Below are 19,565 nucleotides of genomic sequence, written 5' to 3' on the forward strand. Positions count from 1 at the left end.
CATGCCGCCCTCAATGCCACCCGTCACGCAGCCCTTCACGCCCACGAATGCGGTCGAACGCCGCCTCCTCGACGCGCACGCCGACTGGCTCAGCTTCATGCACAACCGCGATGCGCGGCTTTTGCTGTGGCAAACGAGCGAGCATGATCGGGAACTCGTCAAGACCTACTTCGGCGCGGGCGAGCAGATGTCGAGCGCGGTGCTGTGCCTGCGCACACCGTTCGAGCAACCCGCACGCTACGCCGATGCGCTCGCCGCCGAAATCATTTCGTTCTACGAGGAAAGGCGCGCCGGCAGCGAGAAGAACGACATTGTCGCGGACTGGCGGCCGCCCGTGCGTCAGCGCGAAACCGGCGTGCGCTATCTGCTGCGTGTGGTCGAAAGTCTCATGGACCATCACGCGGATCTTTTCTTCGTGATGGTGCTGGTGTTCGTGCCGGGCGAAGCGCGCGACGACAAGGCGTTTTCCGCGTGGCTCTCCACGCTGCTCACGCAAGACCGGGACCACGACGCGTTCGCTTTGCGGCTGCGTTACGCCACGCATATCCTCGACGAAGCACCGTGCGCGGATTTCGTGCGGCAGTGGGCGAAAGCGGTGCGGGTCGTGCATGGCAAGTACCACATGCAAGCGGTGCCGCGCGAACTCGTGGCGCAGTCCGGCGAGCGTGGTCCGGGCGGGCAGTTCAGGCGGCTGTTCGTCGAGCTGGCCGAGACGCTCGAACACGACGATCCCGCTCGCCTCAAGCGTCTGCGCGCTGCGGCGCTCGCGGTTGCGCAAGAGGCGAAATGGTTTGATCAATGCGTCGTCGTCGACCTTCTTGCAGGCGCCGCGTTTCTCAAGTGGCGCGATCACGGGCAGGCGCTGGACGCGTATCGCGGTGCGTTCGCGAGCGGCGCGAAGGCGATAGAAGCGGGGCATCCGGCGGGCAACAAACTCGCGGCCAATGCGCTCTTCGGCGAGGCGAGTGTTCACCTTACGCGCAATGAACCGCTCAAGGCTGTGCCGTGCTACGAGCGCGCGGCGGTCCATTGCGAGGCGGCAGAGGACGCAATTCTGACGGTCGAAGCGTGGCGCATGCATGCGTGGTGCCTGGACCGGGCGCATTGGCGCGAGCCGGCGCTCGAGTCGGGGTTCAGGGCGCTGGCGGCGGCCGGGCGCATGGATGCCCCAATGCGCGCGCAGAGCAATGTGCCGGTCGTGGCGCAATGGATGCTCGAGCGCATCGGTCCGCTGCACGAGCGGCGCGATGCGCTTCATGTGCGGCTCGTCACGCTGTTCGGTCCGCGCTGGCGCGAGAGCTTGGGCATTGGCCCAGGCGAACCACGCAGCGCCGCCCGGGCCAACGTTCAGGTGCAAGCGCAATGAGCGTCCCAGCCGCGAAACATTTCGACCCGGTGGCGGGCATCGACATCCATATGGTGATCGTGCCGCCGTCGCCCGTGCCGGTGCCGATTCCGCATCCGCATGTGGGTTTCATTCTCGACCTCGACGAATACTCCAACGCGGCCAAGGCGGCGATAGGCGCGATCGAGGCCGCGCTCAAGGAAGCCGCGATAGAAGCCGCGATGCAAGCCGTGCTCGATAACAGCCCGCTTGCGCGGCAGGCGATGGACGCGGCGAACGGCGCGATGGCCGCGGTGGGCAGCGCCGTCGAGAAGGCGAAGAAGAACCGGTTCGTTGCCGCAGCGCTGAAGGCGAAGGCCGCCGCGGATGCCGCCAAAGAGAAACTCGACGCCATCAAGAACGCGCTCGGCGCGGGCGCGGGATCAGGCGGGGGCGGTCGGCCGATTCTCGTGAACGGCTTGATGCGCACGACCATCGGCACGCATACCTATCACATGCCGGGCCTGCATTTTCCGATAGGCGCGAGCTTTGGCGGCCCCGACATCAAGATTCCTTCGCATGATTCGGAAGCGTTCATGGGCAGCAAGACGGTGCTGGCCAATAACGATCCGATGTCGTTCGCCGCGCTCCCCGCGCTCTCGTGCTCGGCGGTCGGCCTGAAGCCGACCGACAAGAAAGGCTCGCACATGCAGCGGAGTTATTTATCCCTGCCGACCTCGGTGATGTTGCCGATTCCCGCCGGGCGCCCGGTGCTCGTCGGCGGTCCGCCGATGTTCAACATGGCCGCCGTCCTCAAGGGATTGTTCGATGCATTTCGCGGCTCCCAACTCGCCAAGGATCTCTTCAAGAACTGGCCATCGGGGTTCATCAAGTGCGTGATTTTCGATGCCGAGCCGGTGAATTCCGTCACGGGTGAGGTGGTCGTGCAGCAGAGCGATTTCACGGTGGCCGGACGTTTGCCGCTCGAGTGGAACCGCTATTACGCGAGCCACGACTCGTTTTGCGGTATCGCGGGGCATGGCTGGCAGACGCCCGCCGACACTCGGCTCGAACTCGCGCTGTGTGAGGGTGATGTTGTCGCTTACGCGGCCTTTTGCGACCACCTGACCGCGTTCGCGGAGTTGCCCGCACAAGCGGGGTGGGATTCACGCGTGTACGACTGGCAGAACGGACACGCGTTGTATCGCGACGGGGATGACCTCGTGCTGCGCACGCGGGAGAGCCACGAGTACCGTTATCCGTTGCCGCGCACCTGGAAGGAAGAGGTCGAGTTTCTCGCGCCGCATGCGCGCCTGGTTCTGCGCCTGTCGCGCTTCAGCGATCTGAACGGCAATGCATGGCAGTTCGAGCGCGCGCCCGATGGCGCCATGCGCAGCGTCGCGGAATGGTCGGGCGACGCGCCTACCGGACGCAAGCTCCTCGTCGATGCCGGCCGTTTCACGCTGGCCGATGCCGAAGGCCTGAGTCATCCGCTCGTGCGTTATGAGCTGGATGCGGCGCGCAATCTGGTCGCGGTCTTCGATGCACTCGAGAAGCCGTATTGCTTCGAGTATGCGGCGCGCGGCAACATGGTTCGCCACACGGACCGTAACGGGCTCTCGTTTCATTACAGTCATCAGCTTCACGAGGATGGCCTCTGGCGCGTGGATCACGCGTGGGGCGATCACGGTCTGTTCGATTATCGCTTCGTGTACGACCTGGAGCGGCTGGAGACGCGGCTCACAAATTCACTCGGCCACACCACGGTCTTGCAGTATGACGATCGGGGATTGCCGGTGGCGCGCATCGGTCCGCTTGGTGATGTGTACAGTTATCAGTATGACGAACAATGCCGGACGACAGCGGAGATCGATCCGGCGGGCAACAAGACGACATGGGATTACGACGCGTTCGGCAATCTGCTTGAACTGACGCGGCCGGACAAGAGCGTGATCGCTACGCGCTATGACGAGGATTTGAAGCCGGTTTGCATTGTCGATCCGGAAGATGGCAAGTGGCGGCAGGAGTGGGATGCGCGCGGCAACCTGCTCGCGCAGACGACACCGCTTGGCGTGCGCACGCGCTTTCGCTATGACGCGCGCGGGCAGCTTGTCTGTGTGATCGATGCGGCGGGACAGGAGACGCGGCTCGATTTTGACGCATATGGATTCGTCGCCCGGCTCATCGATCCGCTTGGCCATTCGACGCGTTTTGCTCACGATGCGCGCGGGAATCTGATCCGACAGGTCAATGCGAACGGCGACGTGAGTCTGTTTCATCACGATGCGAAGAACAGGTTGATGTCGTGCGTGTTGCCGGGCGAGCGCAACATCCGTTGCAGCTATGACGCGGAAGATGATCTCACGCGTTATGTCGATGAGCTGGGCCGCGAGACACGCTTCGAGTACTTCGGGCAGGGGAACGTCAGCACGCGCATCGATCCTGATGGCACTCGCGTGGGGTATCGCTACGACACGGAAGAGCAGTTGACGGGCGTCGTGAATCAACGCGGCGAGCTGTGGCGGCTTGTGCGCGATGCGGGCGGACGGTTGATAGAGGAAGTCGACTACTGGGGACAGGCGCGGCGTTATGAGTACGACATCGCCGGGCATCTGACGCGCGCGGTCGATCCGTTGGGGCAGGCACTGGAGATGAAGTGTGACCCGCTGGGGCGCATTGTGGCGCGTCGCGCGGGGGATGGCGAGCAGGAGAGCTATGCGTACAACCAGCGCGGTCAACTGGTCGAAGCGCGCAACCCGTTTAGTCTCGTGCAGCGTGAATACAGCGCCGATGGGCGACTCGTGCGCGAAGCGCAACGCCAGCAGGGCGGCGAGGGTACGCTCGATTACACCTACGACGCGGCGGGGCGGCTTGCGTCTCAGACGCAATCCTGGCGTCACGCGGGCGCGGATGAGGATGCTTTCTCGCAGACGCAGCGCTTCGGTTATGACGTGCGCGGCTCGCTCACGAGTCAGCAGATAGGCGAGAGCGAGCCGCTACGCTTTGCGTTCGATTCGGTGGGGCGGTTGAGTGCGCAGTGCGTCAATGAGCGGTTGACGTATCGATTCGGCTACGACACGGCGGGGCGTCTCGCGCGCCATGCGACCGAGCGCAGAGGATGCGCTGACGATAGCACCGAGTATCGATATGACGCCTCGGGGAATCTCACTCAGCGACGCGATAGCCGGATGGGCGCGGATGCGTATCGGTATGACCCGCTTGGGCAGATCGTCGCGCATATGGACCCGGCGGGGAACGTGCGGCGATTTGTGTATGACCGGGCGGGGGATCGGTTCGCGGTGGTGCGGGAGGGCGGTGATGGGCGTGTTTTGCTGCATCACGATGGGACCGTGCTGGAGATGGATCGCGCAGGGCAGACGGTTGTGAGAAGGACGCCGGACGGTGCGGAGCAGGCGTTGCAGTGGGATGCTTTCGGGCGGCTGCGGCGCTTGGTCAATGAGAAGGGTGAGCGGTGGGAGTATCTCTATGACGCGTTGAGCCGAAGGGTTTGCAAGGGGAAGCAGGGTGGGCCGGAGCGCACGTGGTTCGTGTGGGATGGAGATGCGCTTGGCGGGGACGTGACGGGTGGGGGGGCGGCGAAAGCGTGCGCTCGATTCTTCGCATATCGGCTCGGGACTTTTGAGCCGCTTGCGATGAACGTGTCGAATGGCTTGGACGAAACCTCGATCTTCTACTATCAAAACGATCCTCATGGTGCGCCGGTTAGGGTGCGGGCGGATGATGGGAGCGTTGTCTGGGAAGGGCGATACGGCGTTACTGGTGGAATCGATTCGGACGGGATGCGGAGGATTGAACAGCCCATTCGGTTGCAGGGGCAGTATTATGATGGGGAGAGTGGGTTAAGTTATAACCGGTTTAGGTATTATGACGCCAATACCGGATGCTTCATCTCGCGGGACCCGATTGGGCTGGAAGGCGGAGAAAATCCGTATCAATTTGCGCCCAACGTGTTTGGGTGGATCGATCCACTCGGGTTAAGTGACGAGATACTTGGAAGTGAAGAAAATCCATTCCCTACTTCTAGAGGCGCTCGCAGAGAAGCTATGAGGCAAGCAGGAATTCCTACGAGTCAGCAACCGATCAGTCAATCTCAAAATAAGTCTGGTCGAGAATACACTTACGCAACGGAAACACCGGGGGGCGGGCGAGGTCTCTCGTCGGTTCAAGCGCAAACACTCGATAGCAGTCATCCTGACAAGCCACACTGGGAAGCTGGTCGAGTCAAGGTAGATGATCATGGAAAGCCGCGGATAAACAAATATGGACGACCAGCGCTGCGTAATGGCAAGGGCAAGGCTTATTATGTGAAACCACCTAAGAGGGGATGCTCTTGAATACGGCACCTAACAAGAGAGCTTTGCTGTTTCGGCGGGCTCAAGGAAAAATTTGCGCTGAGGAATATGCGCGAAAGCTTGCTTATTTATTGAATTGTGAAATAAGTGCTGGGGCATTTCTGGATTTAGAGAAAACGGACCAGATCATAGCTTTACTGTCAAAGAAGAAAGTATGTAGATGTGAGTCCGTGAATGTAAATTGTGCGCAAGAACTGTTTGATTTCATCGAAGGTAAGATGTGCGCTTATGGAACTTATGTGCTTCTTGATGAGGAATGGAAGTTTTGCGGCGCATATAAACTTGAAGGTCAAGTTCGATTTAATCATAATTTTGATTTTAATAAATATCTTAGTGATGAAATTAGAATTATTGATTTGAGTTTGAGATTTCAAATCCAGATTGACTGCGACGCAGACGAGATAACTTGTCAATATTTGGATTATGATTAGAAAGAATTTTTGATTCAGTGCAAAGGGGTCGCGAAAGCGGCCCTTCGTTCTGATTCAGCGCTAATGGTTAGCCGCCCATGTTCCACGTCGACCTTCACGTGCTGCCCCGGCGCGAAGCCGGCATGTTCAAGCCACCGTTCGGCTCTTTCGAGCGCGCTGTTAGCAGCGCTCGGTGCCGAGTTAGCGGACGCGTTATCCGTGATCGAAGCTCATGCAAATCTACCGGAGCTGATAGTTGAGAGAAAAGTACACGCGCCAATGCAGGTTGAGTGCAAGGCGCAATGGCGGATAGTTCCGCCCGCCGCCAAATCGCATCGGGTTCTGCACGAAAAAAATAAGTGAACAACACATGCAGCCTCAACCTGCCTCGTCTCCGGCCAACACCGCCACTCTCCCGCCCACTGACAAGATCGTCGTGGCGATCCACGGCGTTGGTCCCGTGCTGCGCAGCGACGCGATACGCGCCGCCGTTCGTCGCGTCGGTGCGCGCGGCGAGCCGCCGGATTGAGTTTTCCGCGTGGGCTTGTGCGCGTAGATAGTCGACCCTGAACAATTGATTTTGTCGGCTGGAGGCCTAATCGCTAGAGTCACAAGCGAGCGGGCGAGATGAAGAACAAGGCCAACATAAGGGCGTAAAAAACCCGCAGTTTCCTGAGGATCATCCGCAGGTTGTGGCCGGCGCCGCACAGTACCGCGTGCATCGCGTCACCTAATGCACCTTTGAGCCAGTTGCGATCGAGTCGGCCATCTGTCTTCATGTGACCGATCGCCGGCTCGATCGCGCTGCGTCGTCGAATCATCGCCCGTAGTCCACGCGTGATGCCACGCCTCAAGCCAGGGTGATAGATCTTCACGCCATCGATCGCTACGCCTTTGTAGCCGCGATCCACAATCGCCACTTCCGGACTCACGTCGCTCAAGATTGCCGCCTGTTCCAAAGCTTCGGCCAGCGTGTGCCCATCGTACGGATTGCCCGGCATCGAGCGAGCGCCGACTACCAGCCCTTCCTTGTGAGTCGTTGTAATCGACACCTTCACTCCAAATTCGTACGGTGTACCAGCCTTGCCCTTTGCAAGACATTCGACTTCCGGTGCATGCAGCGCGTAGAGCTTGTTCTTGTCCTTGGGCTTCTGCGACAGGATCCGCTTCGTACGGGCAATCAGTTCCAGCAGCGCAGTGCGGCCCAAGTCCGACGCCTGAGCGACCTGCCGCTCGACATCGCGCATCACCCGGCCCACGCGCGAGCGCAGCGTGCGCAACGCGTGACGCATGCGCTTGTACTGTTTAGCGTGCGCATAGCGCCCAATCTGCAGCGCCAGGCGCGGCGCCTCGCGGTTGTAGTTCTGTCTAAGCTTGAGGCCGTGGTGCGCCGCGGCCCTGACCAGATGTTCGCGACACCGCTCGAGCAAGCGTGAATCGGTCGGATGGGCAATCGCTTTGGGCATCACTGTCGTGTCGACGATCACGCGCTTCACGCTCGACGCCTTGATCACGCCTGCACGTTTGGCAGCTTCAATCGTCGCCGCCAACAGTTCTTCAATACCCGCTTCGCCGAGGCGTTTGCGCCAGCGCGTCAAGCTCGACGGATCGATCGGTGGCTCCGTTTGCAAGAACGTCTCGCCAGTGAAGACCTGCCAATAGGGGTTCTCGACCCATTGCCGCACGACTTCCTCGTCAGACAGGTCGAATGCGTGTTGCAGATAAAGCAGGCCGGCGATCAGCCGTGGTGATGTCGCCGGCCGTCCGGCACGGGAGACGAAGCTCTCGCTCATCGTGCTACCCAGTCGCGCCCAATCGATCAGCTCGGCCAAGCGCACCAGCGGATGCTTCAAGTTGATCTGCTCAAGCAGCGGCTGGCGGAAGAAATCTCGCTCTGTCACACGCGGTTTCGGACCCATCCGGACCTCGTCAGAATTTGCAGGTTTCAAGCGCTAATTTGAACGAATCCTGCAATTCTGGCAATGCGGTTTCGCCCGCAAAGGCTCGACAATAAAGGCGCCGGCGATTGTTCAGGGCGGACTAGATAACAAAGCTCGTTTCTTTCCAGGTTCGGAGTTGAGCCGGCCGAAATTCATCGCTATGGATGCACGCACTCATCATGGTGCGGGCCGATTCTTGACTTTCAGTTTCTCAACATCTAGCTTAAGAGCAGCCTAAAGATCCTCGTGAACGTTGGCCGCTCCGGCAAAAATTCCATGGATATGTTGCACAAAGTGGCAAGCGCCTTCTACTTTGAACCTTAACGATTAAGAAACCGAATTGATGTGCAACCTGCGAGCAAATTTGGTGGCCTGGCGCGATTACAAATGGCGGTCAAGTTCGCACGGAGAGAGGTGCATTGAACCCGATGCACAAAGCATGAACAACTGGATCCAATCCTGGCCTACGCCGTCACCGGCCATGGCCGCACAAGCGCCCGTGTTTCCCGAGAAGACGCAAGAACGCAAGAAGCAGCCCAATCATTTTCGATGACCAAGGCTGCGCTCAAATCGTGGCTGACTTCCAGTCGCTCGTGAAGCATCGACACACTGGCCGTAACCAGATCCGTCGCAGCAAACAGGGCAGGGCGACTCTCAAAGAAGGAGCGCAAAATGAATCTGATCCGAATGACGGGTTCGTGCGCCGTTGCCGCGGCGCTGTCCACCATGGCCCATGCCCAGAGCGCAGGCACCATCTTTTTCAGCGCGGGCTGGTATCACGTCGCGCCGCAGGACAGCAGCAACAATTTCAGATTCACATCCGTGGGCGGATCGCCCGTCAACGTCATCGTTCCCAATACGGGCGTGGCTGTGTCGAACGCCGACACCTTCGGCATGACAGGGGGCTATTTCCTCACGGATCACATCGCGGCCGAATTCCAGTTCGGCGTGCCGCCAAAGTACGACGTCAGCGGAACAGGAGCACTCGCGCCGTTCGGCAAGCTCGGCACGGTCAGGGAATGGGCGCCGGTTCTGTCGGTCCAGTACTTCTTTCTCGACGCAAAAGCGAAATTCCGGCCGTACGTCGGCATCGGCGTGACGCGCACGTGGTTCAGCGACGCAAGAAGCACCAACACGGCATTCGAAACCGAGGCCCTCGGCGGACCGACCACGGTCGAGTCAACTGCGCAGTGGGCGCCGGTCTTCAACGTCGGCTTTACCTACGCATTCACGGAACACTGGTTCGCGGGCTTTTCCGTGGCGTACGTTCCGATCAACACAACGAGCACCTTCACCACCCAGGCACAGACGCCGGTGGGCACGCTCACGCGGCGCGCCGAGACCAAGGTTTCGCTCGATCCTATCGTTACGTACCTGCGCGTGGGATATCGGTTTTGACGGGACCGCACACACAACGCAAACGTAGATTTAAAGTTGGTCGAATGATCGACATCAGCCTCGCATCGCACGTAATGCAAGCGAATTCAAGTCCGTCGATTCGGCGAGCGTGTGTGTCGATAAATTCATCGTTAGTCCAGGCTTTGCGTTGGTCTGCCTCTGCGTCTGCCGCTGCGTACGTCGGCATGATCCACCTCGCGATCCACCTCACGAAGCGCAATCTGTAGCCTCCGCGCCGCGTGACCCGGACTGAGCGAACGAGCGCGAAAACTTCTTGTATAACTGGTTTTCAGCGCCATACTTCGAATTCAATCATTCTTTCAAATTTGCACCCGGGTCCACGTCTTTGACCTGAATCAAAACGTGGCCGCTTCCAGTCGTCACTTGGCAATCCGAATCTTCAGAAGATAACGTGTGACCCGTAATGCGCCGTGAATGTCGCGACATCCATCGTCATTCGTAACCGGCTGTTCGTGTAGTGATAAGGGTTGATGAAGCGCGCCACCGTTGACGCGTGGACACGTGCACAGTGGCGCGGCCCGGATCGAATCTCGCAATGCGTACCGATCAAGCGATCTGTTGTCGACACCCGCGCGACGCATCGGCAAACGTGCGTGCCCGGGTCCTAAAGGAGGAAAGAAAGAATGGAACGCCCGGACTACATCTACACCAACGGCTCACCCCTTCAGCGCACGCCCATGCATCTCAGCGAAGCTGAAATGTATGGCTTCCTTATCAAGGGAGATACAGAAAAACTTCAGGCGACCGTCGATAAGACACTCAATGCAGTGGCTGGAAACAAGGCAATATTCCACGTCTTGTCACCATACGTTTTGCTGACGTTCACGCAGGTGAACCACGCACAATCGGGCTTTGAAGAGGACAACGAGCGCGGCTGGGGCAAGGAATGCGACATCATTCCCTGGATCATGGTCGGGCAAATGGATGAGCATGACGGTGGCACCCGATTGCAACGCATCTTTCTTCATCCGTCGTACACATGGGTCGATGTGACCACTGCCGTCTCCATCGGCCGTGAAGTCTTTGGTTATCCGAAAAGCATCTGTAAACTCGAGATGCCCGGCGCGGATGACGATCCGGACGCATTCACGATTGCATGCGAGGGTTGGGAGACATTCAGTCCGGATTCGGAGTTGGGGATCCATCCTCTGCTGGAAATCGTGGCGACCGACAAGACGCATAAGCACGTGCCGGTGTCGGGGCTTGGGGAGATCGTCGCCGAGGGTCTGAAGCTCTTGCACTCGGAGCCGGATCTACTTTCTCTCGACTTCGAGGGTGTCAAGGATCTGGTGTCGATGCTGCTCGAACCGCACATCGACCAGCTCTTTCTCAAACAGTTTCCAGACACGAGCGGCATGAAAGCCGTTTATCAGGCAGTGGTGACTGCGCCCGCGATCATCGACAAGGTGCACCGCGCGAGCTTGCTCGGCTATACCTACGAGTGCACGCTTCACAAGTTCTACAGCTACCGGCTGGATGAAACGCTCGGGTTCCAGCTTGGAGCACAGCGCGTGCTTTTACCGTTCCATATCAGCATGGACTTCACGGTCGACGCGGGGGAAGAGCTGGCCGAGAGCGTGGAGTCCGGGCAGGAGAAGATCGCGGATGCCCAAGCCGACGAAGCAGCGCCTCTGACCGCTGCACGTGCGCCGCAGTTTTTCGCCGCCGCCCAAGCCGATGAAGCAGCGCCTGCGGACAAGGCGGACGGGCGTGAAAAAATCGTGATCCTCGGTGGCGGCCCGGGCGCGATGACCGCCGCGTTTTATCTCACCGATCAGCCTGACTGGCGCACCCGTTACGACATCACGGTTTATCAAATGGGTTGGCGTTTGGGTGGCAAATGCGCGAGCGGTCGAAACGCCGACATGGGACAGCGGATCGAGGAGCACGGCCTGCACATGTGGTTCGGCTTCTACAACAACGGTTTCGATCTGATGCGCAAGGCCTATGACGCGCTGAACCGCGAGCCCGGCACACCACTCGCGACCTGGCAAGACGCGTTCAAACCGCACAATTTCATCGTGCTCACGGAGTTCATCAACGGCAAATGCAAGTTCTGGCCCATGCAGATGCCGATCAAGCCGGGCACGCCGGGATCACACAACGGCGAACTCACCTTGCTTGGCATGGCGGCGACGCTGACGGCGTGGATACATCAATGGATTGAACATCTCAACCTGCATCTGGCCGAGGTCGTACGCAGGCAACTCGAGGAAGACCTCAAGCATGTCAAAAACATTGCGCATGACATTCGGGATTTCGCGCGGCGACTGAAAGATTCGTTCCACCTCTTTGTCGAAGGGAGCAGGAATCCGGTGATTGCTGAGTTGCGGAAGCTGCGCACTTCCGTTTTCAATTCTGTCCACCAGTTTCTCGACCAGGACGACCCGACGCGGCATCTCTACATTTGCATCGATCTCGCCATCACGGCGCTTATCGGCATGCATGCCGACGGGATCATGGGCAAGAACTTTGATGTCGTCAACGACATGGAGTTTCGCGCCTGGCTGCTCAGGCACGGCGCGAACGAAGACTACTCCGTCAATTCCGCGCTCGTGCGCGCGCTCTACGATCTCTCGTTCGCGTACGTAGACGGCAACGCGGCCGCGCCGAACATCGAGGCGGGAACCATGCTGCGAGGTATATTGCGGCTCAACATCGACTATCACGGCGGCTTTATCTGGAAAATGCAAGCCGGCATGGGTGACACCGTGTTCACGCCGCTTTATCAGGTATTGAAGCAGCGCGGCGTGAAATTCGAGTTCTTCCACAAGGTGGAGGATCTGATTCCCGAGGCGGACAGCAACAGCGTGAGTGAAATCGTCATCACGCAACAGGTCGCGCTCAAGGCGGGCTTGAGCGAATACGATCCGCTGGTCGGAGTGGGCGGTCTGGACTGCTGGCCAAGCCGTCCGAATTACAATCAGATCGACGACCAACAAGCCCAGTTGCTGAAAAGTATGGATGTAGACCTCGAATCACACTGGAACGACTGGGCGCAAATTTACAGCACTCAATTCCAGAAACCGCTGCCAGTCAAGCGGCTTAAGCGTGGCGAGGATTTCGACAAGATCGTCTTCGGTTTGCCGATCGGATCCTTGAAGTACGTTTGCCCGAAGATCATCGCTCGCAGTCCTGACCTGGACGCCGCGTGTCAGAAGATGAAGACCACGGCGACACAGGCGTATCAGATGTGGCTGAGCGAGGAACTGAAAAATCCCGACTGGAAGCATGTCGGCACGGAAGGGGAAGATCCGATCCTGAGTTCGTTCAGTGAGCCCTTCAGCACCTCGACGCCGATGAATCAACTGCTGTCGCGGGAAGACTGGCCGGCGGGGTGTCTGCCGCAAAGTGTCACTTACTTCTGCAGTCCGATCCGCGTGTCGGACTTTCCCGCTGCCGCGGAAACGGGCTTCCCCGCGAAGTGGACTCAGCAGGTGAAGTCCAATGCATTGGACCAGTTGAAAATGCAGGCGTCCAACCTGTGGCCGAAGGCGGTCGTCGGCGGCATCTTCAAGTGGGACTGGCTGATCACGCTTGGTAAGCAAACCGGAGAGGATCGATTCGATGCGCAGTATTGGCGCGCCAATGTGAATCCATCCGACTTGTACGTGCAGTCCGTCGTGGATAGCACCCAGTACCGGATAAAGAGTGACCAATCGGGCTTCAACAACCTCTATTTCGCGGGCGACTGGCTCAAGACGGGTTTGAACGCAGGCTGCGTTGAAGGAGCCGTGATGGGCGGCATGCAGGCTTCGCGCGCCATTTGCGGGCATCCATCCTACATCCGGGGCGAGACGGATCGCTGACGCGCATCGCTGACGTGTGCACGAACGGCGCGTCGCTCACGTGTGCACGAACGGCGCACCGATGCGTTCGTGCTGAACGCGCGCCTGCTCAAGGAGCTCGGTTCGTTCAAAACTGCCCTGCGGACTCTGGTTACCAAGTTCGTAGAGCAGCAACGCCTCGTCGTAACCGGCGCCGAGCGCGCGCGCGACCACGAGCCCTCGGCGCCAGCACGTGAGCGCACGCGGCCTGTCATTCCGCGCCGCCGCGATGCGGCCCGCAAGCAAAGCGGCGCGCGGGCCGGCCGGCCGGGTTGCGCGCGCATATCGCGTGAGAATGCGGCACGCACGCCGGGCGTCGCGCCAGTTTGCCAATCCGCAGGCGGATGCATCGATCAGCGTCTGCGCGATTCCCGCAATCCCTTCGGTGATGTACCACGCCACCGGCACGCCTGCTGACAAGTCATGGAGACCTGAGAGAGCCCATTGCACCGCGCGCGAACGCTCGCCCAGCCGCCAATGGGACACGGCGACCAGACCCTGGCAAAAGATCCGGTCGAACTGGGGAAGTTCGCGCGCACCTATGACCTTGTGCAGGCAGTTCACGCGCTCTTGCAATTGCCCTCCCTGCATCAGCGCGAGGCAGGTATCGAAGCCATGCAGGTAAGCGGCGATTTGCGCCGGCATGTGATGCCGGGCAGGACCGAGTTGCTCCAGCAAAGCCCTCGCTTCGTCGAGTTGTCCGCGCGCCAGTGCGATTGCGCACAGGCCGCCGATCGACTGTTGACAGCGTTCTGTCGCGCCGAGCCGCGCATAAAGCGATGCCGAATAAGTCAGGCACTCGATCGCGCGTTCCCAGTTGCCGTCGGCGGCCCAGTAGACGCCGCCGACGACATTGGCATAGGCGATATCGTCGATGCCGCCTTGTTCCGTTGCCAGCGCCAGCGAGCGCCGGTTGTAGACCTGCGAAAGCCAGCGTTGCCCTGACCCCGCGAAGCCGATGGCCATCGCAGCCAAACCCTTCACGGCCTCGCGAACGCTGCCGGAACGTTCAGCAAGATTGAGTGACGTCAGCGTCGCGTGCAGAAGCGACAGCGTGCCGCTATTGAAATACGCGATCTCGCTGAGTTTTTCGTGAATCTGCGAAATGCGTGGCAGCAGCGGATCCGCGCTCCGGCCGCGCGCGAGCCCGGCGCGCGCGCTCAGTTGCTGCGCCAGTTGCCAGGCCACGTCGAGCGTCATCATAGTGGCGCTATGCGGAACCGGGCGGCCTGCGCACACCAGCGCGCGATTGAAATGATGCTTGGCCGCGCCATATTGGAACGACTCGCTATAGGCTTCGCCCAAGATGGTCTCAAAGCGCATTTCGCGCTGCGGATCGGGCGCAAGTTCCGACTCCGTGGCGAGCTTGAGCGCGCGGTCAGCCTGCCGGATGGCGTCGCAGGTCGCGTACCGTTTCAGCGAGTGCTCGGCGGATTTTTCGAGGTAGGCGACCGCGGTGGGAATGTTCAGCGCGCGCTCCCAATGTGATGCGAGCGCGGCGAAATGCGGTTCGAGATCATGCGATTCGTGGGCTTCGATCCAATCCGCGATATCGCGGTGAAGCTCCTGACGCAATGAGCACGGCAGCAGTTCATACACCGCGTCCTGCAGCAACACGTGCTTGAAGCGGTAACGGTCATGGTCACGATCATCCGCGGCGGGATAAACCACGTCCTCGCGCTCGAGTTCATGGACCAATGCGACGAGATCCGTCGTGCCCTGATCGACGGGGAAAAGATCCCGGAGCATCTTGAGAGAGAATTCGGGGCCCACCACCGAGGCGATCTTCAGCAGTAGTTGTTCGGCGCCGCCGAGCGTATCCACGCGGCTCACTATGATGCCGCGCAATCCCTCGGGCAAGGTGAGTTTGGCTTCGCTGGCGGCATCTGCGACGAATGCGCCGATGCCATCGGTCACGTCGAGATAGCCCGACGCGTGCAGCGCCGAGACCACTTCTTCGGCATAGAGCGGATTGCCTTCGGTGCGTTCCGCAACGAAATCCACGAGTTCTTCCGTCGCTTCTTTCGCACCGAGGCGATGTGCAATCAGCACGCCCAGCGCATCGGGCGTCAGGCCCGGCAGATGAACGCGGCAGCGCGCCTCGCGCAGGACCTGGTGCGCCACCGGCGCGCTCGAAGCGTCGAGCGGCCGCGTAGCGCTCAGTAGCAGAAGTCCCGGCGGCCTCATGATCGCAAGCTCCAGCAGCAGCGCGGCCGATGCGCCGTCGAACCAATGCAGGTCATCGGCGATCAGGAGAAGCGGAGTATCGAGCGATGAGCGCGAAATGATCGTCGCGACGAGCTTTCGTACTCCCTCGGCGCGTGCATGGCCGACCATCTCGCGCGTGAGTTCGGTATCTTCGAATGCGAAAGGCAGAATATCGTTGAGAAGCGCGAGCCACGATACGAGACATTCGTCGTCCGCCACGAGACTCGTGGCCACGCGACGTGCGATGGACGAATTGAACTTGCTGGTGCCGCACAGCAACTGCGCGAGGATGTGCCGCCAGACGTGATAGACCGACATCGATTCCAGCGGGAACCCCGCGCCCCAGACCACCAGAACGCCGCGCTCGCGCGCATGGGCGGCGACATCCGCGATCAGGCGCGTTTTGCCGAGTCCTGCCTCTCCGCATATCAGGATTGCGTCGCCGGTTCCGGCGATGACCTGATCGAGCGCGTCCGACAATTGGTCGAACTCCGGTTCGCGGCCGACCGACACGCCCGTGAAGAAATGTCCCTCGCCCTGCGGATCGGTCCGTGGCCGCCACACCGCGACGACTTCGTTGATGCCTTTGGCGGGGATTGGGCCGCAAGCATCGAACAAGAACTCGTGGGCGGCGGCGTCGCGGGTGCGCTTGTCACACAGTATGTCGCCGTGCGCGGCCATCATCAGTCTCGCCGCCCGGTTGACCACGCCGCCGGTCAATCCCGCATGACGACGCTCGTTGCCACCGCGATCGGAATACAGCGCGAGCCCCGTCGTGATGCCGATGCTGACCGCAAGCCGGCGTTCGTGAAGGGCGTCAAGGAGTGCCCGGCCAGCCGCCACCGCGCGTACGGCGTCGTCTTCGTGCGCCATGAACGGCAGGCCGAAGACCGACAGCAGCGTGAGGCCCTTATCATCCGCGGAAACCTCGGTGAGTGCGCCACCCAAGCGGGCATGCACGCTTTGCGCGCATTCCACGGCGGCTTGCAATTGCGTCAGCGCATCGTCGCGGGAGCAATCGATGCGCGACAGGCCGATGAATAGCGTGCTGATGTTTCTGAACTCCGCGAACCATCGGCCACCGCCCGTGCGCACGCGTTCGAGGAAGTGTCGCCCGAGAAAGCTTTCGAGCGAGCCGGACGGTGGTCCGAGCGCCCGCGTTGGGGTGACGGGCGTCAAGGCGGAGTTCGATCCTATCGAGATCGCCACGCCGCTGCCAAGCACCCGTCGCGCCTCGAGTTGCCCGCGGACCTTTTCCCATAGAGACGGACATACCACGACCTCATCGGGCCCGCCTTCATGATTGGCCGACGCTGCTTCGGCGGCCGGGCCGCCTGCGGTGAGGCAGTACCATTTCCCGCCAATACCGCCAACGGTAAGATGCGTTAGTTTGCCTTCGGCGAGTGAGATGCGTTGACGCATTGCCACGCCCGTTTCCGCAATGATCTCGGGCAGGGAACTCTGAAGTTTCAGGCCGCACTGCACGGCAAGCATGGCCGTTTCTCGCGATGAAGCATCGTATTCCCAGATCACACGAATCGCGTCTCCGACAAAATCGAGCACATCACCGCCGTGCTCGATCGCGATTGCCGTCATTCTTCCGAAGTAACGGTCGAGGATCACGGACAAGCGCTCGGCTCCCACCACGCCCTGGCGCGCGAACGTTTCGGTGAGTTCCGTAAAGCCCGCGATGTCGACCATCATTGCGACACCTTCGAAATGTCGCGCACTGGGGGCCTCGCATGTGCCGGCGTTCGTTACATGTCGCGGCAAATAACGCGAAAGGTCTTCCAGAATGAATGCACTTGCCTTGTCCACCTCGGTTCTCCCGCAGGGGATGCCACTCCACGCACTTTAGTTCTTTCAAATACGTTTCGGCGCGAAACTTGCGCTGCGGAGCGAGGATGTTGCCATTAAGCATCACTGAGCAAACGACGATGGCTTGCTCCAGTGTTGTCGGCCTGTTCCTTGTGCGCAGCGCGCCCATCCGCCGTCTTTGCTTTGGTTTGACAAATAAAACCAAAGTGAATCCCGGCAACGGGAGGGACCACGACATGGAAGTCAATTTGCTGCTGAGCGTCTTCCGGATGACGGGCGAACGTCAAGACGCGAAAAACAAAATTCGGAGCTTAAAACGTTTGATAAGAGGGCTTGATAAGACGGTTTAATCGCGAGGCCCGAGATAGTGATAACGATCGCCGTTGCACGGTTGATCTCCTATGCCTGAAGCTGGCGTGGAAATGGGCTATGCCGGGCGCCCGTCAAGGCACGGTTTTCACCTCAAAGAATCGATACCGATTTTCCCCCTGGCCAACTTTTCCCTCATGAGGCCGCCCACAAACTGCGTAGCTTCTTGTCTAACGCATCGTAGCTCGCCGCGTCCATCCACATTCGCCGAAGCGTCTTGCGAAGAACGCTTTGAAATGGAAGGTTGTCATTCCACCAAACTCTTAACCATATTGGCGGACGGGCAGTTGCCGATATTTCCGCACCAGGCACGCCCATTAATTCACTCGAAAGCTTTATTTCGAGACCGCTCGATTCAGACTGCTTTAGCCGACTATAAGGCGCGAGCATGTCCATAGCACGCCTTCCTTCCTCGTTTATCAGATCCTCGGCGCGACGTGCATTCACCCCGTCGGCACGCAGCGTAGCCACGAGTTCCCGGTAAGCGCGTCCTGGCGCGGATTCACGAAACGTTTTGGCGCGCTCGAGAAGTTCCCGAACAGTGCTGGGTGCTCGTTCGCCGCTCAGGAGAAACGGTAATACCGGCGGCACTGGGTACGATCGTTTTACTGCGACATCGTGCCCTTGTAATCGCGCTTCTGTGGCATCGAATATGGTGGTTTCCTCATCCGACGTGAAACGCTTGGCCAGATCGGGGGTTGCGGTCAAGCCAAGGAATAGGCGAGCGCGTTTGGGTTGAATATAATGTGTCGTACTGCTCGCTTGCGCGAAGCCGCTGAAGATAAAACCGCTGAGCAGAAATTGCGCGACTTCAAGGGGTGCCTGATCCAAAACGCTTAATTTTGCGCGTAATTGATCGGCTAGTGGACCCTCTGCCGATTCAAAGATATCTGGTTTCCAGTCATAGCGAAAAACCTCCTGTTCCACGAGCGCATTGCTTAGATCAGTTAACTGACTGAAATCGACTTTCGACAGGCTGACGAGAGCACCTTTTTTTATTGTTTGGTATACGTCTTTGCTAATATCAATTACTCGTGTCTGCTCGCCTAGGATCGAGTCAAGCGGAAGTTCCACAGTCAGTTTCATGAACGTCGCGTAATACCCGATCAGCGGGATGGTGTCGCGCGTGACAATCATGTCAAAGAAATCGACTAGGCCGCCCATGTTCGCGGCGAGAGAGGCCCATACATCGCTATCGCTTCGCCTTAGCTTTTCCGATCCGCTTTTGCCATTCAGGAAGATCTCGCCCGCACGAACAATCATCGGATCAGGAACGAAGCCGATTTCGTTGGCATATTTCGTCCAACTCAAGAATGAATTCTCAGCAATGATCAACGGAGTCATCGTTCGCCCTTTACTGAATGCGGGTAAAGATAAATGCCGTGGATCGCTTCATCAACCATCCCATGTCAGGGGATCAGCGAGCCAGTTTTCTTCACAGTGTTCTTCAATAGCGGAACAAACGGCTAAAGAGGATTTTAGGCCGGGAATATTTCTTATCCTCAATTGGCCGTAGCGCTATAACCGCAAACGTTTGCGATTGTCCAATAATGTCATCCTATTCACCTGATCTCTGTGCGCTGCCGCACCTTATTCGTTGATTGTGAACCGGCTCCAACCTGTGAAGAGCCTCGGGAATGCCACGCAATCAGGCTGGCGAAGGAAACGGTGCACAACTGATGATGGACGCCGGGCTATGGATGCCGCCCCAAAACGCGCAGGCATATGCGCAAATTGATCCGCCGCGAATTTCTCCGTCCCGTTCAAATCCGCGTCACCTGAATCGTTCTGGATAGCGAGCGGGAACGCACGCCATCTTCATCAAACCCACGGCGATCGTTTGCTTTCGAAGCCATCCTTGCGGACGGCTCGAATCA

The 19,565-nt window shown here is 59.4% G+C and carries 11 protein-coding genes; 7 read left to right on the forward strand and 4 right to left on the reverse strand.

Going from position 1 to position 19,565, the window contains the following annotated elements; all coding sequences use genetic code 11:
* The first annotated feature begins 1 nt into the window (after nucleotide 1).
* Genes ACMX25_RS17045 through ACMX25_RS17055 form a run of 3 tightly spaced genes read left to right on the forward strand, consistent with a single transcriptional unit; the run spans nucleotide 2 to nucleotide 6,128 of the window.
* Nucleotides 2–1,366, forward strand: coding sequence for a hypothetical protein (locus ACMX25_RS17045; RefSeq protein WP_414951171.1), 1,365 nt, complete (start codon nucleotides 2–4; stop codon nucleotides 1,364–1,366).
* A complete protein-coding gene (locus ACMX25_RS17050; protein ID WP_414951172.1) occupies nucleotides 1,363–5,679 on the forward strand; it encodes an RHS repeat-associated core domain-containing protein in 4,317 nt (1,438 codons plus the stop codon). The genes ACMX25_RS17045 and ACMX25_RS17050 overlap by 4 nt, the downstream gene beginning before the upstream one ends.
* Nucleotides 5,676–6,128 (forward strand): hypothetical protein, encoded by a 453-nt coding sequence (locus ACMX25_RS17055; protein ID WP_414951173.1) that lies wholly within the window; start codon nucleotides 5,676–5,678, stop codon nucleotides 6,126–6,128. Before ACMX25_RS17050 ends, ACMX25_RS17055 begins: the two co-directional genes overlap by 4 nt.
* Nucleotides 6,129–6,142: 14 nt before the next feature.
* Here the strand turns inward: ACMX25_RS17055 and ACMX25_RS17060 are convergent, their stop codons facing one another.
* Nucleotides 6,143–6,331, reverse strand: a complete 189-nt coding sequence (locus tag ACMX25_RS17060; protein WP_414951270.1) for a SymE family type I addiction module toxin — start codon at nucleotides 6,329–6,331, stop codon at nucleotides 6,143–6,145.
* A 146-nt stretch (nucleotides 6,332–6,477) separates the two neighbouring features.
* Between ACMX25_RS17060 and ACMX25_RS17065 the strand changes: the two genes are divergently transcribed.
* Nucleotides 6,478–6,636 carry a hypothetical protein gene (locus ACMX25_RS17065; RefSeq protein WP_414951174.1) on the forward strand — a complete coding sequence of 53 codons (159 nt, stop codon included), beginning with the start codon at nucleotides 6,478–6,480 and terminating at the stop codon, nucleotides 6,634–6,636.
* Between the two features lie 79 nt (nucleotides 6,637–6,715).
* Here the strand turns inward: ACMX25_RS17065 and ACMX25_RS17070 are convergent, their stop codons facing one another.
* On the reverse strand, nucleotides 6,716–8,026 hold the full coding sequence (locus ACMX25_RS17070) for an IS5 family transposase (protein WP_414951175.1): 1,311 nt from the start codon (nucleotides 8,024–8,026) through the stop codon (nucleotides 6,716–6,718).
* Between the two features lie 693 nt (nucleotides 8,027–8,719).
* On the opposite strand from ACMX25_RS17070, the gene ACMX25_RS17075 reads away from it, so the two are divergent.
* Both ACMX25_RS17075 and ACMX25_RS17080 read left to right on the forward strand, forming a co-directional pair.
* A complete protein-coding gene (locus ACMX25_RS17075; protein WP_414951176.1) occupies nucleotides 8,720–9,445 on the forward strand; it encodes an OmpW/AlkL family protein in 726 nt (241 codons plus the stop codon).
* A gap of 644 nt (nucleotides 9,446–10,089) precedes the next feature.
* Entirely contained in the window at nucleotides 10,090–13,275 is a 3,186-nt protein-coding gene (locus tag ACMX25_RS17080; protein WP_414951178.1) for an NAD(P)-binding protein, read from the forward strand.
* Nucleotides 13,276–13,311: 36 nt separating this feature from the next.
* Here ACMX25_RS17080 and ACMX25_RS17085 read toward each other — a convergent pair whose 3' ends face one another.
* On the reverse strand, nucleotides 13,312–17,205 hold the full coding sequence (locus tag ACMX25_RS17085; protein WP_414951179.1) for an AAA family ATPase: 3,894 nt from the start codon (nucleotides 17,203–17,205) through the stop codon (nucleotides 13,312–13,314).
* A 200-nt stretch (nucleotides 17,206–17,405) separates the two neighbouring features.
* On the opposite strand from ACMX25_RS17085, the gene ACMX25_RS17090 reads away from it, so the two are divergent.
* Nucleotides 17,406–17,669: a hypothetical protein gene (locus ACMX25_RS17090; RefSeq protein ID WP_414951181.1), complete on the forward strand. Its 264-nt coding sequence runs from the start codon at nucleotides 17,406–17,408 to the stop codon at nucleotides 17,667–17,669.
* Between the two features lie 154 nt (nucleotides 17,670–17,823).
* On the opposite strand, the gene ACMX25_RS17095 is transcribed toward ACMX25_RS17090, so the two are convergent.
* Entirely contained in the window at nucleotides 17,824–19,032 is a 1,209-nt protein-coding gene (locus ACMX25_RS17095) for a hypothetical protein (RefSeq protein ID WP_414951182.1), read from the reverse strand.
* Nucleotides 19,033–19,565: the final 533 nt, after the last annotated feature.

It is taken from the genome of Caballeronia eucalypticola (assembly GCF_047608185.1).
GTDB lineage: Bacteria > Pseudomonadota > Gammaproteobacteria > Burkholderiales > Burkholderiaceae > Caballeronia.

Coding starts and splice junctions, on each gene's coding strand:
- ACMX25_RS17065 (WP_414951174.1), top strand. CDS start 6,478: ATGCAGCCTCAACCTGCCTCGTCTCCGGCCAACACCGCCACTCTCCCG.
- ACMX25_RS17045 (WP_414951171.1), top strand. CDS start 2: ATGCCGCCCTCAATGCCACCCGTCACGCAGCCCTTCACGCCCACGAAT.
- ACMX25_RS17050 (WP_414951172.1), top strand. CDS start 1,363: ATGAGCGTCCCAGCCGCGAAACATTTCGACCCGGTGGCGGGCATCGAC.
- ACMX25_RS17095 (WP_414951182.1), bottom strand. CDS start 19,032: ATGACTCCGTTGATCATTGCTGAGAATTCATTCTTGAGTTGGACGAAA.
- ACMX25_RS17090 (WP_414951181.1), top strand. CDS start 17,406: ATGTTGCCATTAAGCATCACTGAGCAAACGACGATGGCTTGCTCCAGT.
- ACMX25_RS17070 (WP_414951175.1), bottom strand. CDS start 8,026: ATGGGTCCGAAACCGCGTGTGACAGAGCGAGATTTCTTCCGCCAGCCG.
- ACMX25_RS17085 (WP_414951179.1), bottom strand. CDS start 17,205: ATGATGGTCGACATCGCGGGCTTTACGGAACTCACCGAAACGTTCGCG.
- ACMX25_RS17080 (WP_414951178.1), top strand. CDS start 10,090: ATGGAACGCCCGGACTACATCTACACCAACGGCTCACCCCTTCAGCGC.
- ACMX25_RS17075 (WP_414951176.1), top strand. CDS start 8,720: ATGAATCTGATCCGAATGACGGGTTCGTGCGCCGTTGCCGCGGCGCTG.